The organism is Paramesorhizobium leguminum, assembly GCF_003217235.1.
GTDB classification, from domain to species: Bacteria; Pseudomonadota; Alphaproteobacteria; order Rhizobiales; family Rhizobiaceae; genus Paramesorhizobium; species Paramesorhizobium leguminum.
Window position 1 is genome coordinate 49,261 of sequence record NZ_QJTF01000014.1, and the last position, 26,491, is coordinate 75,751.

At 61.8% G+C, this 26,491-nt stretch carries 28 protein-coding genes; 15 read left to right on the top strand and 13 right to left on the bottom strand.

Annotation, left to right across the window (positions count from 1 at the left end; genetic code table 11):
- Positions 1-92 precede the first annotated feature (92 nt).
- The 7 genes from C7477_RS12365 to C7477_RS12405 all read right to left on the bottom strand — a co-directional run bounded on the left by C7477_RS12365 (position 93) and on the right by C7477_RS12405 (position 5,806).
- Complete coding sequence (locus C7477_RS12365) at positions 93-599, bottom strand: ureidoglycolate lyase (protein ID WP_110752545.1); 507 nt, start codon at positions 597-599, stop codon at positions 93-95.
- Positions 596-1,618 (bottom strand): allantoicase, encoded by a 1,023-nt coding sequence (gene alc, locus C7477_RS12370; RefSeq protein ID WP_110752547.1) that lies wholly within the window; start codon positions 1,616-1,618, stop codon positions 596-598. The genes C7477_RS12365 and alc overlap by 4 nt, the downstream gene beginning before the upstream one ends.
- Entirely contained in the window at positions 1,619-2,557 is a 939-nt protein-coding gene (gene puuE, locus C7477_RS12375; RefSeq protein WP_110752549.1) for an allantoinase PuuE, read from the bottom strand. It lies immediately after the preceding gene.
- A gap of 221 nt (positions 2,558-2,778) precedes the next feature.
- Positions 2,779-3,504 carry an amino acid ABC transporter ATP-binding protein gene (locus C7477_RS12385; protein ID WP_110752551.1) on the bottom strand — a complete coding sequence of 242 codons (726 nt, stop codon included), beginning with the start codon at positions 3,502-3,504 and terminating at the stop codon, positions 2,779-2,781.
- On the bottom strand, positions 3,482-4,141 hold the full coding sequence (locus C7477_RS12390) for an amino acid ABC transporter permease (protein WP_110752554.1): 660 nt from the start codon (positions 4,139-4,141) through the stop codon (positions 3,482-3,484). The genes C7477_RS12385 and C7477_RS12390 overlap by 23 nt, the downstream gene beginning before the upstream one ends.
- Complete coding sequence (locus tag C7477_RS12395; protein WP_110752556.1) at positions 4,138-4,809, bottom strand: amino acid ABC transporter permease; 672 nt, start codon at positions 4,807-4,809, stop codon at positions 4,138-4,140. The genes C7477_RS12390 and C7477_RS12395 overlap by 4 nt, the downstream gene beginning before the upstream one ends.
- A 247-nt stretch (positions 4,810-5,056) precedes the next feature.
- Positions 5,057-5,806 carry a transporter substrate-binding domain-containing protein gene (locus C7477_RS12405; protein WP_245411827.1) on the bottom strand — a complete coding sequence of 250 codons (750 nt, stop codon included), beginning with the start codon at positions 5,804-5,806 and terminating at the stop codon, positions 5,057-5,059.
- Between the two features lie 265 nt (positions 5,807-6,071).
- On the opposite strand from C7477_RS12405, the gene C7477_RS12410 reads away from it, so the two are divergent.
- Positions 6,072-9,440 carry a hybrid sensor histidine kinase/response regulator gene (locus tag C7477_RS12410; RefSeq protein ID WP_110752562.1) on the top strand — a complete coding sequence of 1,123 codons (3,369 nt, stop codon included), beginning with the start codon at positions 6,072-6,074 and terminating at the stop codon, positions 9,438-9,440.
- Positions 9,433-10,353: a response regulator transcription factor gene (locus C7477_RS12415; protein WP_110752656.1), complete on the top strand. Its 921-nt coding sequence runs from the start codon at positions 9,433-9,435 to the stop codon at positions 10,351-10,353. Before C7477_RS12410 ends, C7477_RS12415 begins: the two co-directional genes overlap by 8 nt.
- Before the next feature lie 151 nt (positions 10,354-10,504).
- On the opposite strand, the gene C7477_RS12420 is transcribed toward C7477_RS12415, so the two are convergent.
- Positions 10,505-11,095 carry a HupE/UreJ family protein gene (locus C7477_RS12420; RefSeq protein ID WP_110752564.1) on the bottom strand — a complete coding sequence of 197 codons (591 nt, stop codon included), beginning with the start codon at positions 11,093-11,095 and terminating at the stop codon, positions 10,505-10,507.
- Positions 11,096-11,246: 151 nt separating this feature from the next.
- On the opposite strand from C7477_RS12420, the gene urtA reads away from it, so the two are divergent.
- From urtA to C7477_RS12490, 13 genes are all read left to right on the top strand, one after another.
- Positions 11,247-12,539, top strand: coding sequence for an urea ABC transporter substrate-binding protein (gene urtA / locus C7477_RS12425; protein WP_110752566.1), 1,293 nt, complete (start codon positions 11,247-11,249; stop codon positions 12,537-12,539).
- A 385-nt stretch (positions 12,540-12,924) separates the two neighbouring features.
- Complete coding sequence (urtB, locus tag C7477_RS12430) at positions 12,925-14,490, top strand: urea ABC transporter permease subunit UrtB (protein ID WP_110752568.1); 1,566 nt, start codon at positions 12,925-12,927, stop codon at positions 14,488-14,490.
- Positions 14,487-15,653: an urea ABC transporter permease subunit UrtC gene (urtC, locus tag C7477_RS12435; RefSeq protein ID WP_110752570.1), complete on the top strand. Its 1,167-nt coding sequence runs from the start codon at positions 14,487-14,489 to the stop codon at positions 15,651-15,653. The genes urtB and urtC overlap by 4 nt, the downstream gene beginning before the upstream one ends.
- Positions 15,654-15,658: 5 nt before the next feature.
- Positions 15,659-16,408: an urea ABC transporter ATP-binding protein UrtD gene (gene urtD / locus C7477_RS12440; protein ID WP_110752658.1), complete on the top strand. Its 750-nt coding sequence runs from the start codon at positions 15,659-15,661 to the stop codon at positions 16,406-16,408.
- 4 nt (positions 16,409-16,412) lie between these two features.
- Positions 16,413-17,108 carry an urea ABC transporter ATP-binding subunit UrtE gene (gene urtE, locus C7477_RS12445; protein WP_110752572.1) on the top strand — a complete coding sequence of 232 codons (696 nt, stop codon included), beginning with the start codon at positions 16,413-16,415 and terminating at the stop codon, positions 17,106-17,108.
- Complete coding sequence (locus C7477_RS12450) at positions 17,105-17,920, top strand: urease accessory protein UreD (protein ID WP_110752574.1); 816 nt, start codon at positions 17,105-17,107, stop codon at positions 17,918-17,920. Before urtE ends, C7477_RS12450 begins: the two co-directional genes overlap by 4 nt.
- Before the next feature lie 13 nt (positions 17,921-17,933).
- Entirely contained in the window at positions 17,934-18,236 is a 303-nt protein-coding gene (locus C7477_RS12455; protein WP_110752576.1) for an urease subunit gamma, read from the top strand.
- A 236-nt stretch (positions 18,237-18,472) separates the two neighbouring features.
- Positions 18,473-18,778, top strand: a complete 306-nt coding sequence (locus C7477_RS12465) for an urease subunit beta (protein WP_110752580.1) — start codon at positions 18,473-18,475, stop codon at positions 18,776-18,778.
- Between the two features lie 189 nt (positions 18,779-18,967).
- Positions 18,968-20,677, top strand: a complete 1,710-nt coding sequence (ureC, locus tag C7477_RS12470; protein ID WP_110752583.1) for an urease subunit alpha — start codon at positions 18,968-18,970, stop codon at positions 20,675-20,677.
- Between the two features lie 226 nt (positions 20,678-20,903).
- Positions 20,904-21,365, top strand: a complete 462-nt coding sequence (gene ureE / locus C7477_RS12475; protein WP_110752585.1) for an urease accessory protein UreE — start codon at positions 20,904-20,906, stop codon at positions 21,363-21,365.
- Positions 21,366-22,037 (top strand): urease accessory protein UreF, encoded by a 672-nt coding sequence (locus C7477_RS12480; protein ID WP_110752588.1) that lies wholly within the window; start codon positions 21,366-21,368, stop codon positions 22,035-22,037.
- A gap of 32 nt (positions 22,038-22,069) precedes the next feature.
- Positions 22,070-22,684, top strand: coding sequence for an urease accessory protein UreG (gene ureG / locus C7477_RS12485; protein WP_110752590.1), 615 nt, complete (start codon positions 22,070-22,072; stop codon positions 22,682-22,684).
- 155 nt (positions 22,685-22,839) lie between these two features.
- Positions 22,840-23,385, top strand: a complete 546-nt coding sequence (locus tag C7477_RS12490; RefSeq protein WP_110752592.1) for an adenine phosphoribosyltransferase — start codon at positions 22,840-22,842, stop codon at positions 23,383-23,385.
- Positions 23,386-23,612: 227 nt separating this feature from the next.
- Here C7477_RS12490 and C7477_RS12500 read toward each other — a convergent pair whose 3' ends face one another.
- The 5 genes from C7477_RS12500 to C7477_RS12520 form a co-directional block, all read right to left on the bottom strand.
- Entirely contained in the window at positions 23,613-24,077 is a 465-nt protein-coding gene (locus C7477_RS12500; RefSeq protein ID WP_110752596.1) for a MaoC family dehydratase, read from the bottom strand.
- The gene (locus C7477_RS12505) at positions 24,074-24,556 is read right to left on the bottom strand and encodes a MaoC family dehydratase (protein WP_110752598.1); all 483 of its coding nucleotides are present in this window, start codon (positions 24,554-24,556) and stop codon (positions 24,074-24,076) included. Before C7477_RS12505 ends, C7477_RS12500 begins: the two co-directional genes overlap by 4 nt.
- A 78-nt stretch (positions 24,557-24,634) precedes the next feature.
- The gene (gene ychF, locus C7477_RS12510; protein ID WP_110752600.1) at positions 24,635-25,738 is read right to left on the bottom strand and encodes a redox-regulated ATPase YchF; all 1,104 of its coding nucleotides are present in this window, start codon (positions 25,736-25,738) and stop codon (positions 24,635-24,637) included.
- A gap of 17 nt (positions 25,739-25,755) precedes the next feature.
- Positions 25,756-26,202, bottom strand: a complete 447-nt coding sequence (locus C7477_RS12515) for a PIN domain-containing protein (RefSeq protein ID WP_110752602.1) — start codon at positions 26,200-26,202, stop codon at positions 25,756-25,758.
- Positions 26,189-26,443, bottom strand: a complete 255-nt coding sequence (locus C7477_RS12520) for a hypothetical protein (protein ID WP_110752604.1) — start codon at positions 26,441-26,443, stop codon at positions 26,189-26,191. Before C7477_RS12520 ends, C7477_RS12515 begins: the two co-directional genes overlap by 14 nt.
- Between the last annotated feature and the right edge of the window lie 48 nt (positions 26,444-26,491).

The window sequence follows — 26,491 nt, forward strand, 5'->3', positions numbered from 1 at the left end:
ATGAGGATGAAGGGACCGCAACGCCGCAGTAGTCCTCATCCTGAGGTGCGAGCGAAGCGAGCCTCGAAGGACGAGGGCGCTTGGTAATTCTATTAAAGTGCGAAGGGCCCCTCGATAATAAACCGCTCATCATAAAAATATTCCTCAAGATTACTCCCCGGTCCCTCGCGGTCCACGACAAGGAAATCGCTTGCGTCTCCCAATGCCATCAGCGGATGGTGCCATGTGCCGCGGCGGTAGTTCACGCCTTGACCGCCTTTTGCCAGAAAAACCCGTGGACGGTCCGGTTTGCCGTTTACGTCGGGGGCAACGGCTACGAGGAAGGGACGTCCGCTCAACGGAGAGAAGCTCTGGCTTCCCAGCGGGTGCCGCTCCATCATATCGAGGATATAAGGGAACTTTCGCGGCTGCCCGCGAAAGAGGCTGACGATGATGCGGGCATCCTCACCCGCCGCCTCCGGCGTGAACAGCGCGTGGTAACGCTCGGTGGTGCCCCCATTGATCAGCCGCATGGAAGAAGGATCGGGCCCGATCACCTCTCCGAAAGGCTCGAAGGCTTCCTTCGTCAGGGGCTCGACGGTCAGGTACGCGCCGCTCATGCCACCACCCCGTAAAGCCTCAGCCGCATCGTGCCGCCATCGGGGTGCATGGCGTAGCGCACATGAGTGATGGGTCCGATATCGTTTATCGCGCCGCTGCCAAATTCGTGGATGTGGTCCATTTGCAGCTTGCTGCGTTCAAGGATCGGCGTCCACTTTTCGGATGCGGCGATGTCGGCTTCGCTCAAGCTGTCGCCGAGATCCGGCAGATAAGCGCCAAGCAGTTCGCAGCTATCCGGGAAGTTTCCCTTATAGAATCCGGTGTCGACGATCATCCGCTTGATGGTGCCCGGATGGCCGAGACGGATGATTGCCCAGTCGTGGCCGGGGCCGCGTCGTCGCGCGGTCTCCCAACCGTCGCCCATGTTGATGCCGCGCCCAAGGCCGAGCATCTTGTCCGGATGGCCGTAATGGGCATCCGACCAGGCAAGCGACCGGGCGCCGTGGAAGATATAGGCGAGATCGATCTCTTGCGACGCGGCGACCTTAGACCAGTCGAAATGGGCCGCGCCATAGACGCGAAGACGGGCAACACCGCCGTCCGGGTAAATGTGCAGGCGCAGATGCGTCCAGATCTTTTCCTTGTCGCCATTCTCGAAATAATGATGCCCGCTTGGCCCAAGCGGCGCCTTCGGCAGGATTTCCGTCCAGACGGTCGCATCCGTCGGGTCGCCGTTTTCGATGTAGGCGGCCTCGATGGAGCAGTGCGGCGGGTAGTTGCCGGTGAAATAGCTGGTATCGACATCGAAGCCGAAGATGCGGCCCGGCATGGCGAGCTTCACGACCGCATGATCATGGCCCGGCACGCGCTTGCGCCGGCTTTCCCAGCCATCCATGTATTTGCCGTTGTCGTCATAGAGATCAGGATCGAAGCGCGCCGGCGCATCCTGCAGCATACGCTCCAGCGGCGCGAAGAATTCGTCGGTCGCATGGAGCCCCTTGGCGTCGAGGCGCGCGGACGCGAGATTGATTGCGCCGTTCGCAAAAGCCGGCAGGGTATGAGGGGCATTCTCGGTCATTCAGGTCTCCGGAAGGATGGATGGGATCGGCTTATGGTGCCTATGCCAATGATGGGCGATCTCGATGCGGCGCGGCATCCAGACCCGGTCATGCTGTAGCACATATTCCATGAAGCGCTTCAGCGCCGCTGTGCGTCCGGGGCGGCCAACGAGGCGGCAATGGAGGCCCACCGACATCATTTTCGGGCTGCCCTGCCTGCCTTCTTCGTAGAGCGTGTCGAATGCATCCATGAGATAGGTGGAGAACTGGTCGCCGGAATTGAAGCCCTGCGGTGTCGCAAAACGCATGTCGTTGGTATCGAGCGTATAGGGGACGATCAGGAAAGGCTCACCGTCGATGCCGTCGACCCAGTACGGCAGATCGTCGGCATAGGAGTCGGAGGAATAAAGGAACCCGCCTTCTTCCTGGACGAGTCGCAGCGTGTTTTTGGAAGGCTTGCCCTGGTACATGCCGTAAGGACGTGTCCCCGTCAGCTCCGTGTGCAGCCTGACGGCCTCGCGGATATGCTCGCGCTCCAGCTCCTCGGAAAAATCCTTGTATTCCAGCCAGCGATAGCCATGGCTGGCAATTTCCCAACCGGCTTCCTTCATCGCCGCGACGGCTTCCCTGTTGCGGGCCATGGCCGATGTCACGCCATAGACAGTTGCCTGAACTTTGAGATCGGTGAACAACCGCCACAACCGCCAAAAGCCGGCGCGCGAGCCGTATTCATAGATCGATTCCATGTTGAGATTGCGCTGGCCGGGCCAGGCCTGAGCGCCCACGATCTCGGACAGCAGATGTTCCGATGCCGGATCGCCGTCGAGAATCGAACTCTCGCCGCCCTCTTCGTAGTTGATGACGAACTGCACGGCCAGCCGCGCATCGTCAGGCCATTTCGGATCGGGCGGATTGCGGCCGTAGCCGGTGAAATTGCGGGGGGGATTAGCGCTTGGCATCGGGGTGGTCCTTAAAGGCTGGTGGGGCAGCACCCCCCTCTGACCTGCCGGCCATCTCCCCCTCAAGGGGGGAGATTGGCTGACACGTCGTTCCGTCTCCATTCTGCAACGTCTGCGATTGGTGCCGCACGTCTATGAAGGCATAATCTCCCCCCTTGAGGGGGAGATGGCCGGCAGGCCAGAGGGGGGTATCTGGCGCTTTCATCAAAACATGATTCACCCTACAGCATCCCAAGAAACTGCTTCAACTCCGGCGTTTTCGGATCCGCAAACACCTCTGCCGGCGGCCCGATTTCGTGCACTCGCCCCTGATGCATGAAGACAACCCTGCTACAAACATCGCGGGCGAATTTCATCTCATGCGTCACCATCATCAGCGTCATGCCTTCCTTGGCTAGTCCGCGCACTACGGCCAGCACCTCCGACACCAGCTCCGGGTCGAGCGCGGAGGTGATCTCGTCGCAAAGCAGCGCGATCGGCTGCATGGCGAGCGCCCGCGCGATGGCCACGCGCTGCTGTTGACCGCCGGAAAGTTCGTCCGGATAAGCGTCGAACTTGTGCTCCAGCCCGACCCGCTCCAGCATCTTGCGCGCCATCGCCTCGGCTTGCGGCTTCGGCACCTTCTTTACCACCGTCTGCGACAGCATGACATTGCCGCCCGCCGTCAGATGAGGGAACAGGTTGAATTGCTGGAAGATCATGCCGACCTTCAGCCGCAGCGCCTTGAGATGCAGCTCATCCGGCTGCAATTGCGCGCCGGCAACGGAAATGGAGCCGCTGTCGATATTTTCCAATCCGTTGACGCAGCGCAGCAGCGTCGATTTGCCCGATCCGCTCTTGCCGATGATGGCGATCACTTCGCCCGGATCGACATCGAGATTGATGCCCTTGAGCACTTCGTTGGATCCGAAGCTCTTGCGGACCTCAGTGATTTCGATGAGCGACATTGAGCTTCCTTTCCAGTATCTGGCTGCTCTTCGACAGGGGCCAGCAAAGGGCGAAATAAATGAGGGCAACGAGCCCATAGACGGTGAAGGGCTGGAAGGTCGCGTTCGTCACCACGGTGCCTGCCTTCGACAATTCCACGAAACCGATGATCGATGTCAGCGCCGTTCCCTTGACCACCTGCACCGAGAACCCGACGGTCGGCGGAATGGCGATCCGGAGCGCTTGCGGCAGGACGACGTAGCGCATCTGTTGGATATGGCCCATGCCGAGGCTGGCGGATGCCTCCCATTGCCCCTTGTTTATTGCCTCGACGCAGCCGCGCCAGATTTCCACGAGGAATGCGGCGGTCCAGAGGATGAGCGCAACCCCCGCTGCCAGCCATGCCGGCACATTGATGCCGAACAGCCCGAGGCCGAAGAACGCCAGGAAAAGCTGCATCAACAGCGGCGTACCCTGGAAGAGTTCGACATAATATCTGGCGAAAAGCCGAAGCGCGCGGCGGCGGCCGATCCGCATGAACAGGAGCAGCATTCCCGCCAGACCGCCGCCGATGAAGGCGACGAGTGACAAGAGAACGGTCCAGCGCGTGGCGAGAAGAAGATTGCGCAGGATATCCCAGAAGGAAAATTCAATCACTGGCGCGCCCTCCTTGGGAAAATCAGTGTGCCCATCATGGCAAGCAACTGTCTGAGCGCGATCGCCAGCAGAAGATAGATCGCCGTCGAGACGAAATAGGCCTCAAATGCCCTGAACGTGCGGGACTGGATGAAATTGGCCGCAAACGTCAGATCTTCCGCCGCGATCTGCGAAACCACGGCGGAGCCGAGCATGACGATGACGATCTGGGACGAAAGCGCCGGCCATATCCGTTGCAGCGAGGGAACGAGGATGACGTGGAGAAATGTCTGGATGGGCGACATCGCCAGGCTTGCTCCCGCCTCGAACTGGCCACGCGGCGTCGCCTGAATGCCGGCGCGGATGATCTCGCAGCTATAGGCGCCCAGATTGACGATCATCGCCAGATTGGCCGCCTGCAACTCGCTCATGTGCAGGCCAAGCGACGGCAAGCCGAAGAAGATGAAGAAAAGCTGGATCAGGAACGGCGTGTTGCGGATTAGCTCCACATAGGCGGTGACGGCGGGCCGCAGCCATTTCGGGCCCAGCGCCCTTGCCCAGGCGCAGAAGATGCCCAGCGCCACGCCCAGAACCGCGCCGACGGCTATGAGTTCGATGGTGATGCCGAGGCCTTTCAGAAGCACCGGCCAATATTGCGCCAGCCACGCGAAATCGAAGACATATTTCAAGGGAAAGCCCCGTGCGTTTTCCAGGAGAGGGAACGGTTCATGGTTTAATGGAATCGCGAGACATACCCCCCTCTGGCTTGCCAGCCATCTCCCCCTCAAGGGGGGAGATTGGCCTGCATCGATGACGGTACTTATTCTGGAAATGTTGGCGATTGGCGGAAACGGCGATGACAGCGTAATCTCCCCCCTTGAGGGGGAGATGTCCGGCAGGACAGAGGGGGGTATGCTGTCCCGCCAGCGTTTCCATCTAAAGCCCGGCTGGAAGCCCGGCACCCAGCCATTTCTGCGAAATGGCGTTCAGCGAACCATCGGCCTTGGCGGCGGCGATGATGCTGTTCACCTTTTCCAGAAGCGCCGGCTCATCCTTGCTCAGGCCGATATAGCAGGGAGAATTCTTGATCAGGAATTTCAGTTCCGGTCGCTTCGGCGGGTTCTTGGCGAGGATCGCCGCGGCGACGACATTGCCGGTCGCCACCACATCGACCTGTCCCGAAAGGAACGCGGAGATCGTGCCGTTATTGTCCTCGTAGCGCTTGATCACGGCGGTCTGCGGCGCGATCTTGGTCAGTTCGAGATCCTCAACCGCCCCGCGCGTGACGCCTATCGTCTTGTCCGCCAGATCCTCCGCTTTCGATACGCTCACCGCATCCGGCGCGAAGACGCCGTTGAAGAACGGCGCATAGGCGGAGGAGAAATCGATCACCTTCTCGCGCTCGGCATTCTTGCCCAGGCTGGAAATGACGAGATCGACCTTGTTGGTCTGGAGATAGGGAATGCGGTTGGCGCTCGTCACCGGCACCAGTTCGGTCTTCACGCCCAGCTTCTCGCCGATCAGATTGGCCACGTCGATGTCATAGCCCATCGGTGCCATATCCGTGCCGACGCTGCCGAAAGGCGGGAAATCCTGCGGCACCGCCACGCGCAGCACCCCGCGCGCCGTGATATCGGCCAAAGTATCGGCGAAAGCCGTCTTTGGCGCCAATAACGGCATGACCATCAAAGCGGCCCCGAAAATGGCAAGTAGCTGTCTGCGCTTCATCCGAATGTTCCCTTATGTGTTTTTGGTGCTTTCGGTGGAGCAATTCCCATGCCAACTGCTCAAGTGCCGGGCCGCCGGAGGATTTGGTACCATTTCCCGACAGCTCGCTTCTAATGCGCCTAAATATTTGGCAGTGCTGGAACATTGCACCGATTTCATGCAGCTAACAATCATGCTAGGAAATCGTGCAGCGGTGAAAATAAGCCGCGCGACAAGGGGAACCATGGCCGCCCGCCAGCGCATCATTCCGGTCCGGCGCGAATATAATCGCTGGGTCGCCGACCAGACGCTCGAGGATTACGCGCTTCGTTTCACCGCGAAGAGCGCGCGGCGTTTCTCGTCGCAGCGCATCTCGCAGACGGCCATCGGCGCGATTTCCTTTCTGGCGCTGGAGGCGATCGGCGGCGCGATCACCATGTCCTACGGCACGACCAACGCCATCGCCGCCATCGCCGTCGCGAGCGTCATGATTCTCCTCGTCGGGCTGCCGATCAGCCGCTACGCGATCCGCCACGGGGTCGATATCGACCTGCTCACCCGCGGGGCCAGCTTCGGCTATATCGGCTCGACCGTCACCTCGCTCATCTATGCCAGCTTCACCTTCATCCTCTTCGCCATCGAGGCCTCGATCATGTCCGGGGCGCTGGAGCTGGCGCTCGGCATTCCGCTGTGGATCGGCTATATCGTCAGCGCGGTCGCGGTGATCCCGCTCGTCACCTATGGCGTGCGGCTTATCTCCCGGTTCCAGCTCGTCACCCAGCCGTTCTGGATCGTGCTCAACATCCTGCCCTTCATCTTCATCGCCTTTGCCGACAGCAAGAGTTTTAGCGAATGGCTTGCCTATGCCGGCATTCATCATGCCTCCGGGCCGCCGGGAACCATCGCCCCCTTCCGGCTGGTGGAGTTCGGCGCGGCGTCCGCCGTCATCTTCGCGCTGATGGCGCAGATCGGCGAGCAGGTGGATTTCCTGCGCTTCCTGCCGCCAGACGGCAAGCGCAAGCTCCGGCACCGCGTCGCTATCTTCCTCGCCGGTTCCGGATGGGTCATCGTCGGCGCGCCGAAGCTGATCGCCGGCTCCTTCCTCGTCGTGCTGGCGCTCTCCGCCGGCGTGCCATCGACCCGCGCGGCGGATCCGGCGCAGATGTATTTCACCGCCTTCGGCTATATGCTGCCGTCGGAAACGGCGGCGCTGCTGCTGATGGCCGCCTTCGTGGTCGTCTCGCAGTTGAAGATCAACGTGATGAACGCCTATGCCGGCTCGCTCGCCTGGTCGAACTTCTTCTCGCGCCTGACCCACAGCCATCCGGGCCGCGTCGTCTGGCTGGTGTTCAACGTGGCAATCGCGCTTCTCCTGATGGAACTCGGCATCTACCGGCTGCTGGAGGAGACGCTGGGCATTTTCTCCATTATCGCCATGGCGTGGCTCTGCACCATCTCGGCGGATTTGTTTGTCAACAAGAGGCTCGGCCTGTCTCCACCAGGCGTCGAGTTCAAGCGCGCCCATCTCTACGATATCAATCCGGTCGGTTTGGGCGCGATGCTTTTCTCCGCCGGCATCGCCCTCATCGCGCATTTCGGAGCCTTCGGCGGGGTCGCCGCTTCGCTTGCGCCCTTCATTGCCGCCGCAGCCGCCTTCGTCGCCTCGCCGCTGATCGCTTGGTGGACGGAGGGAAAATACTATCTGGCGCGCAAGCCGCGGCGGAACTGGCACCTGCAAAACACCATCGCCTGCTCGATCTGCGAGCACCCGTTCGAGCCGGAGGACATGGCGTGGTGTCCGGCCTATGCGGCGCCGATCTGCTCGCTCTGCTGCTCGCTCGACAGCCGCTGCCACGACATGTGCAAGCCCAAGGCGCGCTTCCACGCGCAGGCCGCCTTCGTCGCCCGTCTGGCTCTCCCCCAGCCCATCATCGAGAAGCTGGCGACGCGGCTTGGCCGCTACGCCATTTCGGCAGTGCTCTCGGTCTCCGCTATCGGCAGCATCCTTGTGCTGATCGCGCATCAGGCCGGCGGTGCGTCGCCGGAAACGGCTGATGTAGTCGAGCGCACCGTGGCGATTGTCTTCTTCGTCTTTGCCATCGCAGCTAGCGTCGTCTGCTGGTTCTATGTGCTGGCGCATGACAGCCGGGTGGTGGCGGAAGAGGAATCGTCGCGCCAGAACACGCTGCTTCTCAAGGAAATCGCCGCGCACAAGAAGACCGACGCCGCTTTGCAGGATGCGAAGGAAACGGCGGAGGCGGCGAACCGCGCCAAGAGCCGCTATGTCACCGGCCTTAGTCACGAATTGCGAACGCCGCTCAACGCCGTGCTCGGCTATGCCCAGCTGCTCGAACGCGACACGACCATTCCCGCCCCGCGCCAACCGGCAATCACGGCGATCCGGCGCAGCGCAGAACATCTGTCGGGCCTGATCGACGGCCTGCTCGATATTTCGCGAATAGAGGCGGGCAAGCTGCAGGTCTATTCCAACGAGATCAACATCCACGATTTCCTCGACCAGATCATCGACATGTTCCGCCCGCAGGCGCAGGCGAAGGGCATCGCCTTCGAGCATGAACGCGCGCCGTCGCTGCCGCGCTATGTGCGCACCGACGAGAAGCGGCTGCGCCAGATCCTTACCAACCTCATCTCCAACGCGCTTAAATTCACCGATAGCGGCCATATCCGCTTCCATGTCGCCTATCGCAGCCAGGTCGCCACCTTCGCGATAGAGGATACGGGGCGCGGCATCGCGGAAAACGACCTGCCCAGGATATTCGACCCGTTCCAGCGCGGCGAGGCGGAGCATCTGCGCACGCCGGGGCTGGGGCTTGGCTTGACGATCACCCGGCTGCTCACCCAGACGCTCGGAGGCGAGATCGCCGTCACCAGCGTCAGCAACGAGGGCACCATTTTCCGGGTCCGGCTTATGCTGTCGGCCATCGAGCGTCCGCAGGCGCTGACGAAACCGGATCGGCGCATCATCGGATATGAAGGCCCGCGCCGAAGCATCCTGGTCGTGGATGACAATCAAGAACACCGCCGCCTGATGCGCGAGACGCTGGCGCCGCTTGGTTTCGATGTTCTGACGGCGGGCGATGGCGGCGAATGTCTATCACTTATCGAAGGGGTTCGTCCGGACCTGTTTCTGGTGGATATCTCCATGCCGGGAATGAACGGTTGGGAACTGGCAGAGCGGCTACGGCAGGCCGGCCAGACAGGGCCAATCATCATGCTCTCCGCCAATATCGGCGACGGGTCGGCCCATCGCATCGAACGCGGCCACGATGACACGCTCGCCAAGCCGTTCGACCTGCGCCAGTTCCATGACAAGCTCGCCTTGCATCTGCGGCTCGACTGGCGTTTCGAGGATGACGACGAACATACGAAAACAGCCGGGTCGCCGGCGCGGATCGTCCCTCCGGGAAACGCGCATGTGGCGGAACTGATCCGGCTCGGCGAAATCGGCTATGTCAGGGGGATCGAAGCGAAGCTCATGGAAATTGCTCGGGCGCCGGAACACCAGGCCTTTGCCGATGCCTTGCGCGCTTATGTGCGGGCCTTCGATCTCACCGGCTATGACGCCTTCCTGAAAGATCATGATCATGGCTGACATTTCCGCCCCGCGCGACATCGTCCTGCTGGTGGACGATTCCCCCGAGGCGCTCGGCTTCCTGACCGAGGCGCTGGAGCAGTCCGGTTTCTCCGTTCTGATCGCCACGTCGGGCGCGTCCGCGCTCGCCATCGTCGAGCGCATCACGCCAGATATCATCCTGCTCGATGCGGTCATGCCTGATATGGACGGGTTCGAGACGTGCGGACGCCTGAAGGCGAGCCCGGCGGCAAGCCAGGTACCGGTCGTCTTCATGACCGGACTGACCGAGACGGAGCATGTCGTGCGAGCGCTCGACGCGGGCGGCGTCGATTATCTCACCAAGCCGATCAACATCGATGAATTGCGGGCCCGCATCCGGGTGCATCTTACCAATGCCCGCTCCGCGCAAAGCGCGCGCGTGGCGCTCGACGCTGCTGGACGGCATCTGCTCGCCGTGCACGGCGATGGCCGGGTGCGCTGGTCAACGCCGCAGGCGACGCGCCTCATCAATGCGGCCACGGGAACGGATGAAGGGCTGGAGACGGTAGCGGTTGAGATCGGCCTCTGGATGCGGGAGCATACCCAGCGCGGGGGTAGCGACAATAGCTTCACCATCCGCCCGGGCGGCCAATCCGGCCTGCATCTCGCTTATCTCGGCGCGATCGGGGCCGACGAATATCTGTTCCGGCTGACCGCCGAAAACCTGCTCAGCGACGATGAGATTCTACGCCAGCACTTCGCGCTGACGCACCGCGAGTCCGAGGTGCTCTTATGGATCGCCAAGGGCAAGGCCAACCGCGATATCGGCGAGATCCTGGGCCTCAGCGCCCGGACGGTCACGAAGCATCTTGAGCAGATTTATGTGAAACTCGGCGTGGAAAACCGGGCTTCGGCGGCGGTGAAGGCGACGCATGTGCTGAACGCGGTTTGATTTGGAGCCATTTGGAATGCCCCTCACCCTTACCCTCTCCCCGTACAGAACGGGGAGAGGGGGGCGTCAGCGTTGCCGCGTCTTCCTTCTCCCCGTGTGCGGGGAGAAGGTGCCGGTAGGCGGATGAGGGGCATTCCAGTTAGAGCAGCGCTCAGATCGCTCCACCCAGCATCGCCACGCCGATAAGCGCAATCGTGCCGCCCCCAAGTCGCATGGCTGAAACGGACCTGATACGACCGCTTGCCGCCCCAAGGCCGATACCGGCGATGTGCAAAAGAGCCGTCGCCGCCATGAAGCCCAGCGCATAGGCAAGGCCGGATCTATCCAGCGGCATTTCCGCGCCATGGGCATAGCCATGGAAAACGGCAAAGAGCCCAACAACGGTCATTGCCACCGCGACTGGGGCTTTCCAGCGCAAGGCCACGGCGAGGCCTAGAACGACCAGCGAGGCGGCGATGCCGGCCTCGACGAAGGGGAGGGCGGTTCCCTCCATACCCATGAGGCCGCCGAAGGCCATCATCAGGACGAAGCTCGCAGGCACCAGCCAGAGCGCGCGGCCGCCAAGGAGGAAGGCAAACATGCCGACTGCAATCATTGCAAGCATATGATCGAGGCCGCCTATCGGATGCATGAAGCCATGAACGAGGCCGCTGGTCCCGCCGGCGCCAGTATGGGCGTGGGCGAGCGCTGGGGCGACGGTGAAAGCCGCGGTGATCAGGATATGTCTGGTCGGTGATTTCATTGATTGCGTTCCCCTGATGGATCGGATTCCCCGGCGGGTATGCAATAGCATGGTCGGGAAGCCTGTATCTACGCAGAATGACGTATGTGCAGCGCCGCCCCGCCGCCCCATAGTTCGCCAGGTAACGAAGAACAATGAGGGGTTCAATCCGATGAGTATTAAGTCGCGCCTCACGGGCGCATTCCTTGCCGCCGCCCTCTCGGTGACGGCGCTTCATAGCGCGCTTGCGGCTGACGATACGATCAAGGTCGGCATCCTGCATTCGCTTTCCGGCACCATGGCGATTTCGGAGACGACGCTGAAGGACGCCATGCTGATGCTCATCGAGGAGCAGAACAAGAAGGGCGGCCTGCTCGGCAAGAAACTCGAGGCCGTGGTCGTCGATCCCGCCTCGGACTGGCCGCTGTTCGCGGAAAAGGCGCGTGAGCTGATTTCGGTCAACAAGGTTTCGGCGGTGTTCGGCTGCTGGACGTCGGTGTCGCGCAAGTCCGTGCTGCCGGTGTTCGAGGAACTGAATTCGATCCTGTTCTATCCGGTCCAGTATGAGGGTGAAGAGAGCCAGCGCAACGTCTTCTACACCGGCGCGGCGCCCAACCAGCAGGCGATCCCCGCCGTCGATTATCTGATGGAGAGCGAGGGCGTCGAGCGCTGGGTGCTCGCCGGCACCGATTATGTCTATCCGCGCACGACCAACAAGATCCTCGAAGCCTACCTCAAGTCCAAGGGCGTCGCGTCCGAGGATATCATGATCAATTATACGCCGTTCGGTCATTCCGACTGGCAGACGATCGTCTCCGACATCAAGAAGTTCGGCTCGGCGGGCAAGAAGACCGCCGTCGTCTCGACCATCAACGGCGACGCCAATGTGCCGTTCTACAAGGAACTCGCCAACCAGGGCGTCAAGGCCGAGGACATTCCGGTCGTCGCGTTCTCCGTCGGCGAAGAGGAACTCGCCGGGCTCGATACGAAGCCTCTCGTCGGCCATCTCGCCGCGTGGAACTACTTCCAGTCGATCGACACGCCGGCCAATGCCGCGTTCATCAAGGAGTGGAAAGCTTTCACCAAGAACGACAAGCGCGTGACCAACGATCCGATGGAAGCGCACTATATCGGCTTCAATATGTGGCTGAAGGCGGTCGAAAAGGCCGGTACGACCGACACGGACAAGGTGATCGACGCGATGGTCGGCGTCTCGGTGCCGAACTTGACGGGCGGTTATTCCGCAATGATGCCGAACCACCATATCACCAAGCCCGTGCTCATCGGCGAAATCCAGGATAACGGCCAGTTCGAGACCGTGTGGAAGACGCCCGGTCTGGTTATCGGTGACGAATGGTCGGATTACCTGCCGGATTCCAAGGACCTGATCTCGGATTGGCGCGCCCCGATGTCCTGCGGGAATTTCAATGTTGCCACGGGTAAGTGCGGCGGCAAGGGTTCGTGATCACATGTTGATGCGGCTTGGGCAGTTTGCGATGAATTGGAAGCACTGGCGGGACAGCGCCGCACTCGGTTCAGCCAGGTATCGTCCCGTCCTCCAGTCGTCATCCTCGGGCTTGACCCGAGGATCCACGGCTAGGGGGCAGGAACGGAACTGTCATCCGCTACGGGATCGTAAAAACTTCATTCGAAATATCGGGCGCCCTATGCTTGCTGGAATGCAACTGCTGCTGTGGAAAGCTCAGCACTCCCTTGCCGTGGATCCTCGGGTCAAGCCCGAGGATGACGCTGGGGGGAGGGGGAGATGCCCGGCAGGGCAGAGGGGGGTATCTGGCGAATTCATCAAAACAGGAATCGCACTCCTGCTCCTGGCGATTTCGCTTCTGATTATGCCTGTCACCGCTTCCCACGCCGCTGACGACATCCGCGCCATGGTCAATGCGCTCGGCGAGGGCAATTTCTCCGAAAACCGCAAGCAGATCGAGGAACTGGCCAAAACCGGCGATCTAAAGCTCGTGCCGATGCTGGAGGCCATGAGCAAAGGCGATCTCTATCAGCGCAAGACCGACAAACAGGTGTTCATCGCCAAACCAGCCGGCTCCAGTTTCAAGCTGATCGACCCGCTCACCGGAGCGGGTGCGGGCGAAGAGGCGCAGGGCGGGCTTGAAAAGATCAAGGTCAACAACAGCCTGCGTCGCGCGGTTCGCGATGCCGTCGGCGGCCTGACACTGATGAGCCCTGATGATGCGGTGCGTTTGCAAGCGGCGCGGACCATTCTTGCCTCGCCGTCGGAAGATTCGCTAGAACTGGTCGATAAGGCGCTGGCCACGGAAAAGAGCGCGGCGGTCAAGCCGGTGCTCGAACAGGCGCGCGCGGCCTCGCTCCTCCTTTCCAGCCGTCCCGTCGAGCAAAAGAAGGAAGCCGTCGCCACCATCCGCGCCATCGGCGGGCAGGAATCATTGGGCCTTCTCTCATCCGTGCTTGGCAACGCGGATGCGAGCCTCAAGCCTGACATCGAGGCCGCCATCGCTTCGATAGAGCAAGACCGGCAGCTCTGGGGCGTGGCGCAGAATGTCTGGTATGGGTTGTCGCTGGGCTCGGTCCTGCTTCTCGCCGCCATCGGCCTCGCCATAACCTTCGGCGTGATGGGTATCATCAACATGGCGCATGGCGAAATGGTGATGCTCGGCGCCTATACCACCTTCGTCGTGCAGGAAATCATCCGCTCGTCATTTCCTGCATTGTTCGACTGGTCGCTCGCCATCGCGCTGCCGCTTGCCTTCCTCGTCACCGGCGTTGTCGGGCTGGCGATCGAGCGCGGCGTCATCCGCTTTCTCTATGGCCGCCCACTGGAGACGCTGCTCGCCACCTGGGGCGTCTCGCTGATCCTGCAACAGGCGGTGCGCACCATCTTCGGCCCAACCAATCGCGAGGTCGGCAATCCCGCGTGGATGTCCGGCGCGTTCGAGCTTGGCGGGCTGACGATCACCTGGAACCGGCTGTGGATCGTCTTCTTCGCGCTGGCGGTCTTTGCCGCGCTGCTCTTTCTGCTCAAGAAAACGCCGCTGGGCCTGCAGATGCGAGCGGTGACGCAGAACCGTCGCATGGCCGCGTCGATGGGCATTCGCACGCCTTGGGTCGATGCGTTGACCTTTGCGCTCGGCTCCGGCATCGCGGGCATCGCCGGCGTGGCGCTCAGCCAGATCGACAATGTTTCGCCCAACCTCGGTCAGGGCTACATCATCGACAGCTTCATGGTGGTGGTCTTCGGCGGGGTCGGCAATCTGTGGGGAACGCTGGTCGGCGCCTTCACGCTCGGCATTCTCAACAAGTTCCTTGAGCCCTATGCCGGAGCGGTACTCGGCAAGATTCTCGTGCTCGTGCTGATCATCCTGTTCATCCAGAAGCGGCCACGCGGTCTCTTCGCACTCAAGGGAAGGGCGGTGGAAGCATGATTACTTCGTTTCTCATCAAATCCTTCGACCGCACCGTCATCGTCGCGGTCGCCATCCTGCTGGCGCTCGCCGCGCTCATCCCGGCGCTGAACCTTCTGACCGGCCCGGACCATCCGCTGCATGTGCCGACCTATCTCGTCTCGCTGTTCGGCAAATACCTCACCTATGCCCTGCTCGCCCTGGCGCTCGACCTCGTCTGGGGCTTCTGCGGCATTCTCTCGCTCGGCCATGCGGCCTTCTTCGCGCTCGGCGGCTATGCCATGGGGATGTATCTGATGCGCCAGATCGGCGCGCGCGGCTCCTATGGCAACCCGGTTCTGCCTGATTTCATGGTGTTTCTGAACTGGAAGGAACTGCCATGGTTCTGGCATGGCTTCGACATGTTCTGGTTCGCCGCCCTTATGGTGGTGCTGGTTCCGGGGCTGCTCGCCTTCGTGTTCGGCTGGTTTGCCTTCCGCTCCCGCGTCAACGGCGTCTATCTCTCGATCATCACGCAGGCGATGACCTATGCGCTGCTGCTCGCCTTCTTCCGCAACGACATGGGCTTCGGCGGCAATAACGGGCTGACCGATTTCAAGGATATCCTCGGCTTCAACATCCAAGCGGACGGCACCCGCGCCGCCCTGTTCGCCGCCTCCGCGCTGGCGCTTGCCGCCGCGCTGGTGCTGACATCAGGCATCGTCCGGTCGAAATACGGCAAGATCCTTGCCGGGGTACGCGATGCCGAAAGCCGCACGCGCTTTCTCGGTTACCGGGTGGAGCACTTCAAGCTCTTCGCCTTCACCGTCTCGGCAATGATGGCGGGGATCGCGGGGGCGCTTTACGTGCCGCAGGTCGGCATCATCAATCCCGGCGAATTCGAGCCCGGCAACTCCATCGAGGTGGTGATCTGGACGGCGGTCGGCGGGCGCGGCACGCTCATCGGCCCGATCCTTGGGGCCATCCTCGTCAATGGCGGCAAAAGTATCTTCACTGCCGCCTTCCCGGAATTCTGGCTGTTCGCGCTGGGCGGGCTGTTCGTGGCTGTCACGCTGTTCCTGCCGAAGGGGATCGCGGGCACGGCGCAAGCCATGCTGGCGCGGCGCAAGGAATATCGCAAGGCGGCGGATACGGATGCGGCACGGGAAGGAGCGACCGCGCCTAACCCGGTCGCGGCGGAGTGAGCATCATGAGCGAGAAACCCAAAAGCCTGCTCTATCTCGACGGCGTCTCCGTCTCCTTCGACGGTTTCAAGGCGCTGAATTCACTGTCCTTCATGGTGGAGCCGGGCGAGCTTCGCGCCATCATCGGCCCCAACGGCGCGGGCAAGACGACGATGATGGACATCATTACCGGCAAGACCCGGCCCGACGAGGGGCAAGTCTTCTTCAAGGGTGACATCGACCTGACGAAGAAGGACGAGGCGGAAATCGCCCGGCTCGGCATCGGACGCAAGTTCCAGAAGCCGACCGTATTCGAGAGCCACACGGTCTGGGACAATCTGGAACTGGCGCTCAACCGCAAGCGCGGCGTGTTCGCGACGCTGTTCTATACGCTGACGGCACAAGACAAGGCGCGCATCGAGGAAATTCTCTCGACGGTACGGCTTGCGGGCCGCAAGGACGATCTTGCCGCCAACTTGAGCCACGGCCAGAAGCAATGGCTGGAAATCGGCATGCTCCTGGCGCAGGAGCCGGAACTGCTGCTCGTGGACGAGCCCGTCGCCGGCATGACCGACGCGGAGACGGCGGAGACGGCCGATCTCCTCAAGGAAATCGCGAAAACGCGGTCGGTCGTCGTGGTCGAGCATGACATGGGCTTCATCCGGGAACTCGGCGTCAAGGTGACGTGTCTCGCTGAGGGATCGGTGCTGGCCGAGGGATCGATAGATTTCGTCAGTTCGGACACGAAGGTCATCGAGAATTATCTGGGGAGATGAGGCCATGCTGACAGTCGAAAACGTCAATCTCCACTATGGAGCCGCCCAGGCGCTGCGCGGCGTATCGCTTGCAGCCGAGATGGGCAAGATCACCTGCGTGCTTGGGCGCAACGGGGTGGGAAAGTCGAGTCTCCTCCGTGCGATCACCGGACAGCACCCCCTTTCCTCCGGTTCCGTCACCTTCAAGGGGGTGTCGCTCGGCGGTATGCCCCCCTACAATCGCGCGCGGCAGGGCATCGGCTATGTGCCGCAGGGGCGCGAGATCTTTCCGTTGCTGACGGTGAGGGAAAACCTCGAAAGCGGCTTCGCGCCGCTGAAGCGGGCGGAACGCACCATTCCGGGCGACATCTTCACCCTGTTTCCGGTGCTGCAATCCATGCTTTCCCGGCGCGGCGGCGACCTTTCGGGCGGACAGCAGCAGCAACTGGCGATCGGCCGGGCGCTGGTCACACGACCGAAAATCCTGGTGCTGGACGAGCCGACCGAGGGCATCCAGCCGTCGATCATCAAGGATATCGGCCGGGCGATCCGTTACCTGCGCGATTCCACCGGCATGGCGATTTTGCTGGTGGAGCAATATCTTGACTTCTGCCGGGAACTGGCCGACCACGTCTACATCATGGACCGTGGCGAGATCGTGCATCAGGGACTGGCGGAAACACTGGACACGCCGGAAGCGCGCCGGCATCTGACGGTATGACGATAGCGATGACAGCCATTCCCCAGCGGGCGCGCGGCGCTGGCCAGCTTGCGGCCAAGCGGCAGGCGGGGCGAACCCGGCTCGACATCTTCTATCAGGAAGGGTGCGCCAAGATCCGGCTGCCCGAAACCTTTGACGGGACGATGGAGGCGGTGCTGATCAACACCGCGGGCGGCCTCACCGGCGGCGATGTGCTCGACTGGCGGTTCGATGCGGGCGAGGGAACGGCCCTGACCTTGACGACCCAGGCCTGCGAAAAAATCTACAAGGCGAGCGCCGGAACCGCGACGGTCGGAACGACGATCACGGTTGGCGCGGGCGCGCGCGTTGACTGGCTGCCGCAGGAGACGATCCTGTTCGACAATGCCTCGCTGACGCGGCGGCTGGAGGTGGACCTCGCGCCCAAAGCTGAGTTCCTCGCGGTCGAGGCGGTGATCCTTGGGCGCAAGGCGATGGGCGAGACGATGCAATCGGGCCTGTTCCGCGACCGCTGGCGCATCCGCCGCGCCGGGCGGCTGATCCACGCCGAGGAGACGCGGATGGCGGGCGATATCGGTGAACTCACGCAGCGCGAGGCTGTGCTTGGAGGCAATCGCGCTTTCGCCACGCTGCTTTACTGCAGTCCGCGAGCCGAGGCGCTCATTGATCCGTTGAGGGCCATGCTCGACGGATCGGCAGGCGCCAGCCATTGGCAGGACAAGCTCATCGCCCGCATCGTCGCGGCTGATGGTTTCACTTTACGAAAAATCCTCATCCCGGTCATTTCGCACTTGCGCCACGGCGCGAGCCTGCCGAAAGTCTGGACTCTGTAATAGGTATGTACCCATGAATCTCACTCCCCGCGAAAAGGACAAGCTGCTCATCTCGATGGCAGCCATGGTGGCGCGCCGTCGCCTGGAGCGCGGCGTCAAGCTCAATCATCCCGAAGCAATCGCGCTGATCACCGACTTCGTGGTGGAGGGCGCGCGCGACGGCCGTCCGGTGGCGGAACTGATGGAAGCGGGCGCGCATGTCATCAGCCGCGAGCAGGTTATGGAGGGCGTGGCCGAGATGATCCATGATATTCAGGTGGAGGCGACGTTTCCTGATGGAACGAAGCTTGTGACTGTTCATGAGCCGATAAGGTAGTTCTTTAATGGAAGCGCGAGGCTCCACCCCCCTCTGTCCTGCCGGACATCTCCCCCTCAAGGGGGGAGATTGGCTGACGCTGCTCACGGCCCATACTCTTCCTGGTCTGCGATTGGCACCGAACGTCGATGACGGCGTAATCTCCCCCCTTGAGGGGGAGATGCCCGGCAGGGCAGAGGGGGGTGGGGCCTCGGATCAGCGGTACAATATGAAATTCTCTGATAGGAGAAAAACTCATGATCCCAGGTGAAATCATCGTTACAGACGGCGAGATCGAACTGAATAGCGGCCTCCCCGTCATCACGCTCGACGTTGCCAACACCGGCGACAGGCCGGTACAGGTCGGCAGCCACTATCATTTCTACGAAACCAATCCCGCCTTGTCGTTCGACCGGGAAAGCGCGCGTGGTATGCGCCTCGACATTCCGGCCGGCACGGCGGTGCGCTTCGAGCCGGGCCAGACCCGGACGGTCAGGCTCATTCCCGTTCAAGGCAAGCGCGAAATCTACGGCTTCCGCCAGCTGGTGATGGGAAAGCTCTGATGGAATCGTTTGTAGTTTGCCCCTCACCCTTACCCTCTCCCCGTGAAGAACGGGGAGAGGGAGGCATAGACGTTGCCGCTTCTTCCTTCTCCCCGCATGCGGGGAGAAGGTGCCGGCAGGCGGATGAGGGGCAGTTCAGGTACACCAGCGTTTCCATGAAATGCTCCGTATTGTTGCAGAGGTAAACCAATGCCCTTCAAAATGTCCCGCGCCGCCTATGCCGGCATGTTCGGCCCAACCGTGGGCGATAAGGTGCGCCTCGCCGATACGGAACTTTTCGCCGAGGTCGAGCGGGACTTCACCATTTATGGCGAGGAAGTGAAATTCGGCGGCGGCAAGGTCATCCGCGACGGCATGGGACAAAGCCAGGCGACGCGCGCCGAGGGCGCTGTCGATACCGTCATCACCAATGCGCTGATCATCGACCATACCGGCATCTACAAGGCTGATGTTGGCTTGAAGGACGGTCGCATCCACGGCATCGGCAAGGCCGGCAATCCCGATACCCAGCCGGGCGTGACCATCATCATCGGCCCGTCGACGGAAGCCATCGCGGGAGAGGGCAAGATCCTCACTGCCGGCGGCATGGATGCGCATATCCACTTCATCTGCCCACAGCAGATTGAAGAGGCGCTGATGAGCGGCGTCACGACCATGCTGGGCGGCGGTACCGGCCCGGCGCACGGCACGCTCGCCACCACCTGCACCGGTGCCTGGCATATCGAGCGGATGATCGAGAGCTTCGACGCCTTCCCGATGAACCTCGCGCTCGCCGGCAAGGGCAATGCCTCGCTGCCCGCGCCGCTGGAAGAGATGATTCTTGCGGGGGCCTCCTCGCTCAAGCTGCATGAGGACTGGGGCACGACGCCCGCGGCCATAGACAACTGCCTTTCCGTCGCCGACGAACATGACGTGCAGGTGATGATCCATACGGACACGCTGAACGAGAGCGGCTTCGTCGAGGATACGGTCGCCGCCATCAAGGGCCGCACGATCCATGCCTTTCATACGGAAGGGGCGGGGGGAGGGCACGCGCCTGATATCATCAAGGTCTGCGGCCTGCCGAACGTCATCCCGTCCTCCACCAACCCGACGCGGCCTTACACGGTCAACACCATCGCCGAGCACCTCGACATGCTGATGGTCTGCCACCATCTGTCGCCGTCGATCCCCGAGGATATCGCCTTCGCCGAAAGCCGTATCCGCAAGGAGACGATCGCGGCGGAGGACATCCTGCACGACATAGGCGCGTTCTCGATCATTTCATCGGACAGCCAGGCGATGGGGCGCGTCGGCGAGGTGGCGATCCGCACATGGCAGACCGCCGACAAGATGAAACGCCAGCGTGGCCGCTTGCGGCAAGAGACCGGCGAGAACGACAATTTCCGCATCCGACGCTACATCGCCAAATATACGATCAACCCGGCGATTGCCCACGGCATCAGCCACGAAATCGGCTCGGTCGAGGTGGGAAAGCGCGCCGATCTCGTCCTGTGGAGCCCGGCCTTCTTCGGCGTGAAGCCGGAGATGGTGCTGCTCGGCGGCTCCATCGCAGCAGCCCCTATGGGCGACCCCAACGCCTCGATCCCGACGCCGCAGCCAATGCATTACCGCCCGATGTTCGCAGCTTTCGGCAAGCTTCGGACCAATTCCTCGGTAACCTTCGTCAGCCAGGCATCGCTGGATGCGGGGCTCGCCCAGCGCTTAGGCGTCGCCAAGAAGCTGGTGGCGGTGAAAAATGTCCGCGGCGGCATTTCCAAGGCTTCGATGATCCACAACAGCCTGACGCCGCATATCGAGGTAGATCCAGAAACTTACGAGGTGCGCGCCGATGGCGAGCTCCTGACCTGCGAGCCCGCCACGGTGCTGCCGATGGCACAGCGCTATTTTTTGTTTTAGAGCCGTGTTTTGATGGAAGCGCGAGGCAACACCCCCCTCTGTCCTGCCGGACATCTCCCCCCCAAGGGGGGAGATTGGCTGGGAGGCCCGCTTTCGCCAATCGCCAACATCGCAGATTCAAGCGCCGTCATAGATGAAGGCCAATCTCCCCCCTTGAGGGGGAGATGCCCGGTAGGGCAGAGGGGGGTACTGTGCCCCACCAACATTTATAAGAAGAGATGCCTCCATGCCTTACCGTTCCACCGAAATCCTGCCCCCCGGCGCCCCCCACACCGATCCCATCGATGTGATCGTGCTCACCCACGACCAGCGCCACATCCGCCGCAAGCTCCTGCATATGCGCAATGACGATGTGGTCATGCTCGACCTCAAGGAGCCGGTGCAACTGGCGGATGGCGACCTGCTGCTGCTCGACAACGGCGGCTGCGTGCAAATTGCAGCGGCGGAAGAACCGCTATACGAGGTGAAAGCGCGTGACGGGCTGCACCTGACGGAGCTTGCCTGGCATCTCGGCAACCGGCACTTGGCCGCGCAGATCGAGGCGGAGCGCATCCTTATTCTGCGCGACCATGTGATCGCCGACATGCTGCAAAGGCTGGGCGCGACCGTGGGGCAAGTGACCGAACCGTTCCAGCCGGTGCGTGGCGCCTATCATGCGCATGGCCACGCGCATCATAACCACGATTGAATGAGCGGCGGTCCCGATACACAGGCGCTGTTGCGGCTCATGGCGTGGCTCTCGCCGGCATTTCCGGTCGGCGCGTTTTCCTATTCCGGCGGGCTGGAACAGGCGGTGCATGACGGGCGGGTTTGCGACCGCGAGAGCCTGCGGAAATGGCTCGTCACGATCCTGGCCCATGGCGCTCAATGGAACGACGCGGTGCTGCTCGCCGAGGCTTATCGCGCCTGCGACGACGCGGAGCGATTGCATGAAATCGCCGAACTGGCCGAAGCCCTGGCGGGTTCGGCGGAGCGGCACCGCGAAACGATGCTGCAGGGCGAGGCCTTCCTCACCGCCGCGTCGGCGTGGCCGCATCCGGTCCATGACCGGATCGGCACTGTCGCAGCCTATCCGGTTGCCGTCGGCGCGGTGGCGGGCGCGCATGAAACCGGGCTTGAGGCGACACTCGCCGCCTATCTGCACGCATCCGCCTCGAACCTCGTTTCGGTGGCGATACGCTGCGGCGTTATCGGGCAGCGCGATGGCGTGGCCGTGCTCACCTCGACCGAGGCGTCGATTTCTGATGTCGCCGCCCGCGCGGCCATCAGCACGCTCGACGATCTAGGCTCCGTGGCAATCCTCGCCGATATCGCCAGCCTTGCTCATGAAACTCTTGTGACGCGGCTGTTCCGCTCATGAGGAAAACCGCACATTTTCGGAGATTTTAAGCCATGACATCGAACAACGGTCCCCTGCGCGTCGGCATCGGCGGTCCCGTCGGCTCCGGCAAGACGGCGCTGACGGAGAAGCTGTGCAAGGCGATGCGCGAGCGCTATTCGGTCGCGGTCGTCACCAACGACATCTACACGAAGGAGGACGCCGAGGCGCTGGTGCGGATGCAGGCGCTGAGTTCCGACCGGATCGTCGGCGTCGAGACCGGCGGCTGCCCGCATACGGCCATCCGCGAGGACGCCACGATCAATCTCCAGGCAATAAGCGATCTCAATCGCCGCATTCCGGACCTCGACGTGATTTTCATCGAGTCCGGCGGTGACAATTTGGCGGCAACCTTCTCGCCCGACCTTGCGGACCTCACGATTTACGTCATCTCGGTGTGCCAGGGCGAGGAAATCCCGCGCAAGGGTGGCCCCGGCATTACCCGTTCCGATCTCCTGGTGATTAACAAGAAGGACCTCGCGCCTCATGTCGGCGCCGACCTCGACGTGATGGAGCGCGATGCGAACCGTATGCGTTCGGAGCGCCCGTTCGTATTCACCGATATGAAGCGCGGCGAAGGCATCGAACGAATTGTCGAGTTCCTGAAAATCGAGGGCGGTCTCGTCTGACAGCCGGTCATGAGCGCTTGGCGGAAGGCGGCGGATTGGCTATGGCGTTGGGCAACGGAGATTGGTGAGCCGGTATAGCAGTCTGGTTGTCAGATCTCGCCCTTTTCCTTGGCACCGATGCCTGCGAATATCTGACCTGATCGAAAGGAAACTACATGGAGCCCGCGTTCCGTGAAACACTGAAAGAAACTATCCGAACTATTCCAGATTATCCGAAACCCGGTATCCTGTTTCGCGATATCACGACGCTTCTGGGCGATGCGCGCGCCTTCCGGCGGGCGGTGGACGAACTGGTCTATCCCTATGCGGGCGGCAAGGTCGACAAGGTGGCGGGCATCGAGGCACGGGGCTTCATCCTCGGCGGCGCGATTGCGCATCAGCTTTCCGCCGGCTTCGTGCCGATCCGCAAGAAGGGCAAGCTGCCGCACGATACGGTGCGCATCGCCTACAGTCTCGAATATGGCATCGACGAAATGGAAATGCACCGCGACGCCATCGTGCCGGGGGAGAAGGTCATCCTCGTCGACGACCTGATCGCCACCGGCGGCACGGCGGAAGGCGCGGCCAGGCTGCTCATGCAGATGGGAGCGGAGATCGTGGCGGCCTGCTTTGTTATCGATCTGCCGGATTTGGGCGGTCGGAAGAAATTGGAGGCGCTGGGGGTGACGGTGAGGACGCTTGTGGCGTTTGAGGGGGAGTGAGGGGGGCGGTTTAATTTGTGAGGGGTGCTGACGTCATCTCACCCCCCTCTGGCTTGCCAGCCATCTCCCCCTCAAGGGGGGAGATTACGCTCTCATTGCCGCTTCCGCCAATCACCTACGTTTCAGAAAAGGTTCAGTCGTCGATGCAGGCCAATCTCCCCCCTTGAGGGGGAGATGGCTGGCAAGCCAGAGGGGGGTACGATGAAGCCCACCGATGCCGGCCGACCTCACACCCTAACCAGCGCCGCGCTATCAAATTCCAGCACCTTCACATCGTCCTGATTATAGGCCGAGGAATGCATGTTCAGCATCGACCAGCCGGGGCGAGACGCCAGCGGGCGGATTGCCTTGATGGTGCGCTTGTAGGTGATGGTGTCGCCGGCGAAGACGGGGCGCAGCCATTTGAGGTTTTCGAAGCCGGGTGAGGGGCCGAAGTCGGGCAGCGGTTCGCCGCGCATCTTGGCCGCCTCCAGCGCTTCTCCTATTGATTGCACGTTGAGCTTCATCCAGACGGCGGTAGTATGCCAGCCGGAGGCGCAGAGCGCGCCGAAATGGCTGTTCTTCGCGGCTTCCGGATCGATGTGGAAGGGCTGCGGGTCATAGAGGGTTGCGAAGCGGATGATCGCATCGGCGGTGAATGTGTAGCTACCGAGCGTCTGCTCGACGCCGATCTGTTCTTCAAGCAGGCTCATTGTGCATCCCCTTGAGCTTGCGCATCACGCAGCCCGAACATCGCGACGTGCTGCGCCTCGCAGACGCTTTCGCCGTTCTGGTTGAACAATTCGTGGTGCACGGTGACGAGACCGAGATCCGGCTTCGACCGGGAGAGGCGGCAGTCGAGGACTTTGGTTCTGCCGCTCAGCGTGTCGCCCGCCAGCACCGGCTTTTTCCATTTGACGAAATCGGCGCCGGGCGCGCCTTGCGAGGTGGAGCCGGTGATATAGGCGTCGCACATCATGCGCATCAGCATGGAAACCGTGTGCCAGCCGGAGGCGGCAAGTCCGCCGAGAATGCTCGCCTTTCCCGCCGCCTCGTCGAGATGAAAGGGCTGCGGGTCGAATTCGCTGGCGAAGGCGATGATTTCCGCCGCGGTCACTTCTTTCGGCCCAAGGGGCAGTTCCAGCCCTATAGTGAAGTCCTCATAGGCGTATCGGTGAAGCCTCGTATCCATTTCCGTCTCCTCCCGCGGTGTCTGGATGCAGAACTTAAAAGTGTTGGAGCGCCGGTGGACACTCGGCGCTCCAATGGCTCACGTATTGAACCTGAACAGCATCACGTCGCCATCCTGCACCACATATTCCTTGCCTTCGTCGCGGGCCTTGCCCGCTTCCTTGGCCGCCACTTCGCCGCCGAGCGTGACGTAGTCGTTGTAGGCGATGGTCTGGGCGCGGATGAAGCCGCGCTCGAAATCGGTGTGGATGACGCCCGCCGCCTGTGGGGCCTTGGTGCCGCGCTGGATCGTCCAGGCGCGGGTCTCCTTGGGGCCGGCGGTGAAATAGGTGATGAGGTCGAGGAGCTTGTAGCCGGCGCGGATCAGGCGGTCGAGGCCGGGTTCTTCCAGGCTGAGGGCGTCGAGGAATTCCTTGGCTTCCTCATCGGAAAGCTGCGCCACTTCCGCCTCGATGGCAGCGGAAATGGTGACAGTTTCGGCGCCTTGCTCAGCTGCCATCTTTGCGACGGTCTCTGTGTGGGCATTGCCGGTGGCGGCATCGCTTTCGGCGACGTTGCAGACATAGAGGACGGGCTTGGAGGTGAGGAGATTCAGTTCCTGCAGGATCGGCAGGTCTTCCGGCGCGATGTCTTTCAGGAGTATGCGCACTGGCTTGCCGGCCTGCAAAAGCTCCAGCGACTTTTCCATCATCGGCAGGACTGTTGTCGCTTCCTTGTCCTTGCCGGTGGCGCGCTTGCGGATCTGCACGATGCGGCGCTCGATACTTTCGAGGTCGGAAAGCATGAGTTCCGTCTCGACCGTCTCGGCGTCCGAAACTGGGTCGATGCGGCCCTCGACATGGGTGATGTCGTCATCCTCGAAGCAGCGCAGCACATGGACGATGGCATCCACCTCGCGGATATTGGCGAGGAACTGGTTGCCGAGGCCTTCACCCTTCGACGCGCCGCGCACGAGGCCGGCGATATCGACGAAGGAAATGCGCGTCGGGATGATGTTCTGCGACTTGGCGACGGCGGCAATCGCCTTCATGCGCGGGTCCGGCACGGCGACTTCGCCGGTGTTGGGCTCGATGGTGCAGAAAGGATAGTTCGCAGCCTGTGCCGCCGCCGTCTTGGTCAGCGCGTTGAAAAGCGTCGATTTGCCGACATTCGGCAGCCCGACGATGCCGCATTTGAAACCCATGCTATCCGTTCCTTATCTTACAGAGCGAGAATTTTGTCCGCTGTGTGCAGGAAAGGATTGATGATCGTCAAGCCTTCAATTGCGTGGCCGTCATGAAGGTCCTCGGAAAGGAAGTAGCGGCATTTCAAGTCGATGGCGGAGGCGAGGAGGAGGCAGTCCCACCAAGAGTAAACGGTTTTCAAGTGAAGCGCGCGGGCAAACTCCACATCGGCCGGGTTCAAGGGATCATTGCCTAAAATTGCAAATCGATCGACAATTGCGAATACCGTGGTCGGGCTATCAAACCACTTCTTTCGTAGCAGAACATAGGTGAGCTCGTTGAGTACTTGCAGATTTGTTTGTGCGCAGTCTCGTGTGCCCAAACTTTCAAGCCATGCGAGCGCCCGCTGGCTTTTATCTGGACTTTTGCGATCATGGGAATAAACGAGAACGTTGGTGTCTATGAACACCTTAGCGCCGGGCATTGCGTTCCTCGGCGGTGGGCATACGGCCGTCTTCCGTCACGTCCCACTGAGGTCCACTGAAAATTTTTTGCAACGCCTCCCATTGCCGACCACGGCGACCGGTTTCCTCCGGTTCCTCCGCCTGCACCTTTTCCCGGCCAGCCTCGGCCATATAACGAGAGACGCTTTTCCCTGCCTTGGCGGCAGCCACGCGAATACGCTGCGCCAATTCATCATCCATGGAAATGGTGATATTCTTCATCGCGGCCTCACTAAAACACGAGGTTCGTGTTTCTGTAAAATAGTTACA

Bases quoted from the DNA above. Each gene is read 5' to 3' on its own strand.
- C7477_RS12365 (WP_110752545.1), bottom strand. From the start codon at position 599: ATGAGCGGCGCGTACCTGACCGTCGAGCCCCTGACGAAGGAAGCCTTC.
- alc (WP_110752547.1), bottom strand. From the start codon at position 1,618: ATGACCGAGAATGCCCCTCATACCCTGCCGGCTTTTGCGAACGGCGCA.
- puuE (WP_110752549.1), bottom strand. From the start codon at position 2,557: ATGCCAAGCGCTAATCCCCCCCGCAATTTCACCGGCTACGGCCGCAAT.
- C7477_RS12385 (WP_110752551.1), bottom strand. From the start codon at position 3,504: ATGTCGCTCATCGAAATCACTGAGGTCCGCAAGAGCTTCGGATCCAAC.
- C7477_RS12405 (WP_245411827.1), bottom strand. From the start codon at position 5,806: ATGGTCATGCCGTTATTGGCGCCAAAGACGGCTTTCGCCGATACTTTG.
- C7477_RS12410 (WP_110752562.1), top strand. From the start codon at position 6,072: ATGGCCGCCCGCCAGCGCATCATTCCGGTCCGGCGCGAATATAATCGC.
- C7477_RS12415 (WP_110752656.1), top strand. From the start codon at position 9,433: ATGGCTGACATTTCCGCCCCGCGCGACATCGTCCTGCTGGTGGACGAT.
- C7477_RS12420 (WP_110752564.1), bottom strand. From the start codon at position 11,095: ATGAAATCACCGACCAGACATATCCTGATCACCGCGGCTTTCACCGTC.
- urtA (WP_110752566.1), top strand. From the start codon at position 11,247: ATGAGTATTAAGTCGCGCCTCACGGGCGCATTCCTTGCCGCCGCCCTC.
- urtB (WP_110752568.1), top strand. From the start codon at position 12,925: ATGCCTGTCACCGCTTCCCACGCCGCTGACGACATCCGCGCCATGGTC.
- urtC (WP_110752570.1), top strand. From the start codon at position 14,487: ATGATTACTTCGTTTCTCATCAAATCCTTCGACCGCACCGTCATCGTC.
- urtD (WP_110752658.1), top strand. From the start codon at position 15,659: ATGAGCGAGAAACCCAAAAGCCTGCTCTATCTCGACGGCGTCTCCGTC.
- urtE (WP_110752572.1), top strand. From the start codon at position 16,413: ATGCTGACAGTCGAAAACGTCAATCTCCACTATGGAGCCGCCCAGGCG.
- C7477_RS12450 (WP_110752574.1), top strand. From the start codon at position 17,105: ATGACGATAGCGATGACAGCCATTCCCCAGCGGGCGCGCGGCGCTGGC.
- C7477_RS12455 (WP_110752576.1), top strand. From the start codon at position 17,934: ATGAATCTCACTCCCCGCGAAAAGGACAAGCTGCTCATCTCGATGGCA.
- C7477_RS12465 (WP_110752580.1), top strand. From the start codon at position 18,473: ATGATCCCAGGTGAAATCATCGTTACAGACGGCGAGATCGAACTGAAT.
- ureC (WP_110752583.1), top strand. From the start codon at position 18,968: ATGCCCTTCAAAATGTCCCGCGCCGCCTATGCCGGCATGTTCGGCCCA.
- ureE (WP_110752585.1), top strand. From the start codon at position 20,904: ATGCCTTACCGTTCCACCGAAATCCTGCCCCCCGGCGCCCCCCACACC.
- C7477_RS12480 (WP_110752588.1), top strand. From the start codon at position 21,366: ATGAGCGGCGGTCCCGATACACAGGCGCTGTTGCGGCTCATGGCGTGG.
- ureG (WP_110752590.1), top strand. From the start codon at position 22,070: ATGACATCGAACAACGGTCCCCTGCGCGTCGGCATCGGCGGTCCCGTC.
- C7477_RS12490 (WP_110752592.1), top strand. From the start codon at position 22,840: ATGGAGCCCGCGTTCCGTGAAACACTGAAAGAAACTATCCGAACTATT.
- C7477_RS12500 (WP_110752596.1), bottom strand. From the start codon at position 24,077: ATGAGCCTGCTTGAAGAACAGATCGGCGTCGAGCAGACGCTCGGTAGC.
- C7477_RS12505 (WP_110752598.1), bottom strand. From the start codon at position 24,556: ATGGATACGAGGCTTCACCGATACGCCTATGAGGACTTCACTATAGGG.
- ychF (WP_110752600.1), bottom strand. From the start codon at position 25,738: ATGGGTTTCAAATGCGGCATCGTCGGGCTGCCGAATGTCGGCAAATCG.
- C7477_RS12515 (WP_110752602.1), bottom strand. From the start codon at position 26,202: ATGCCCGGCGCTAAGGTGTTCATAGACACCAACGTTCTCGTTTATTCC.
- C7477_RS12520 (WP_110752604.1), bottom strand. From the start codon at position 26,443: ATGAAGAATATCACCATTTCCATGGATGATGAATTGGCGCAGCGTATT.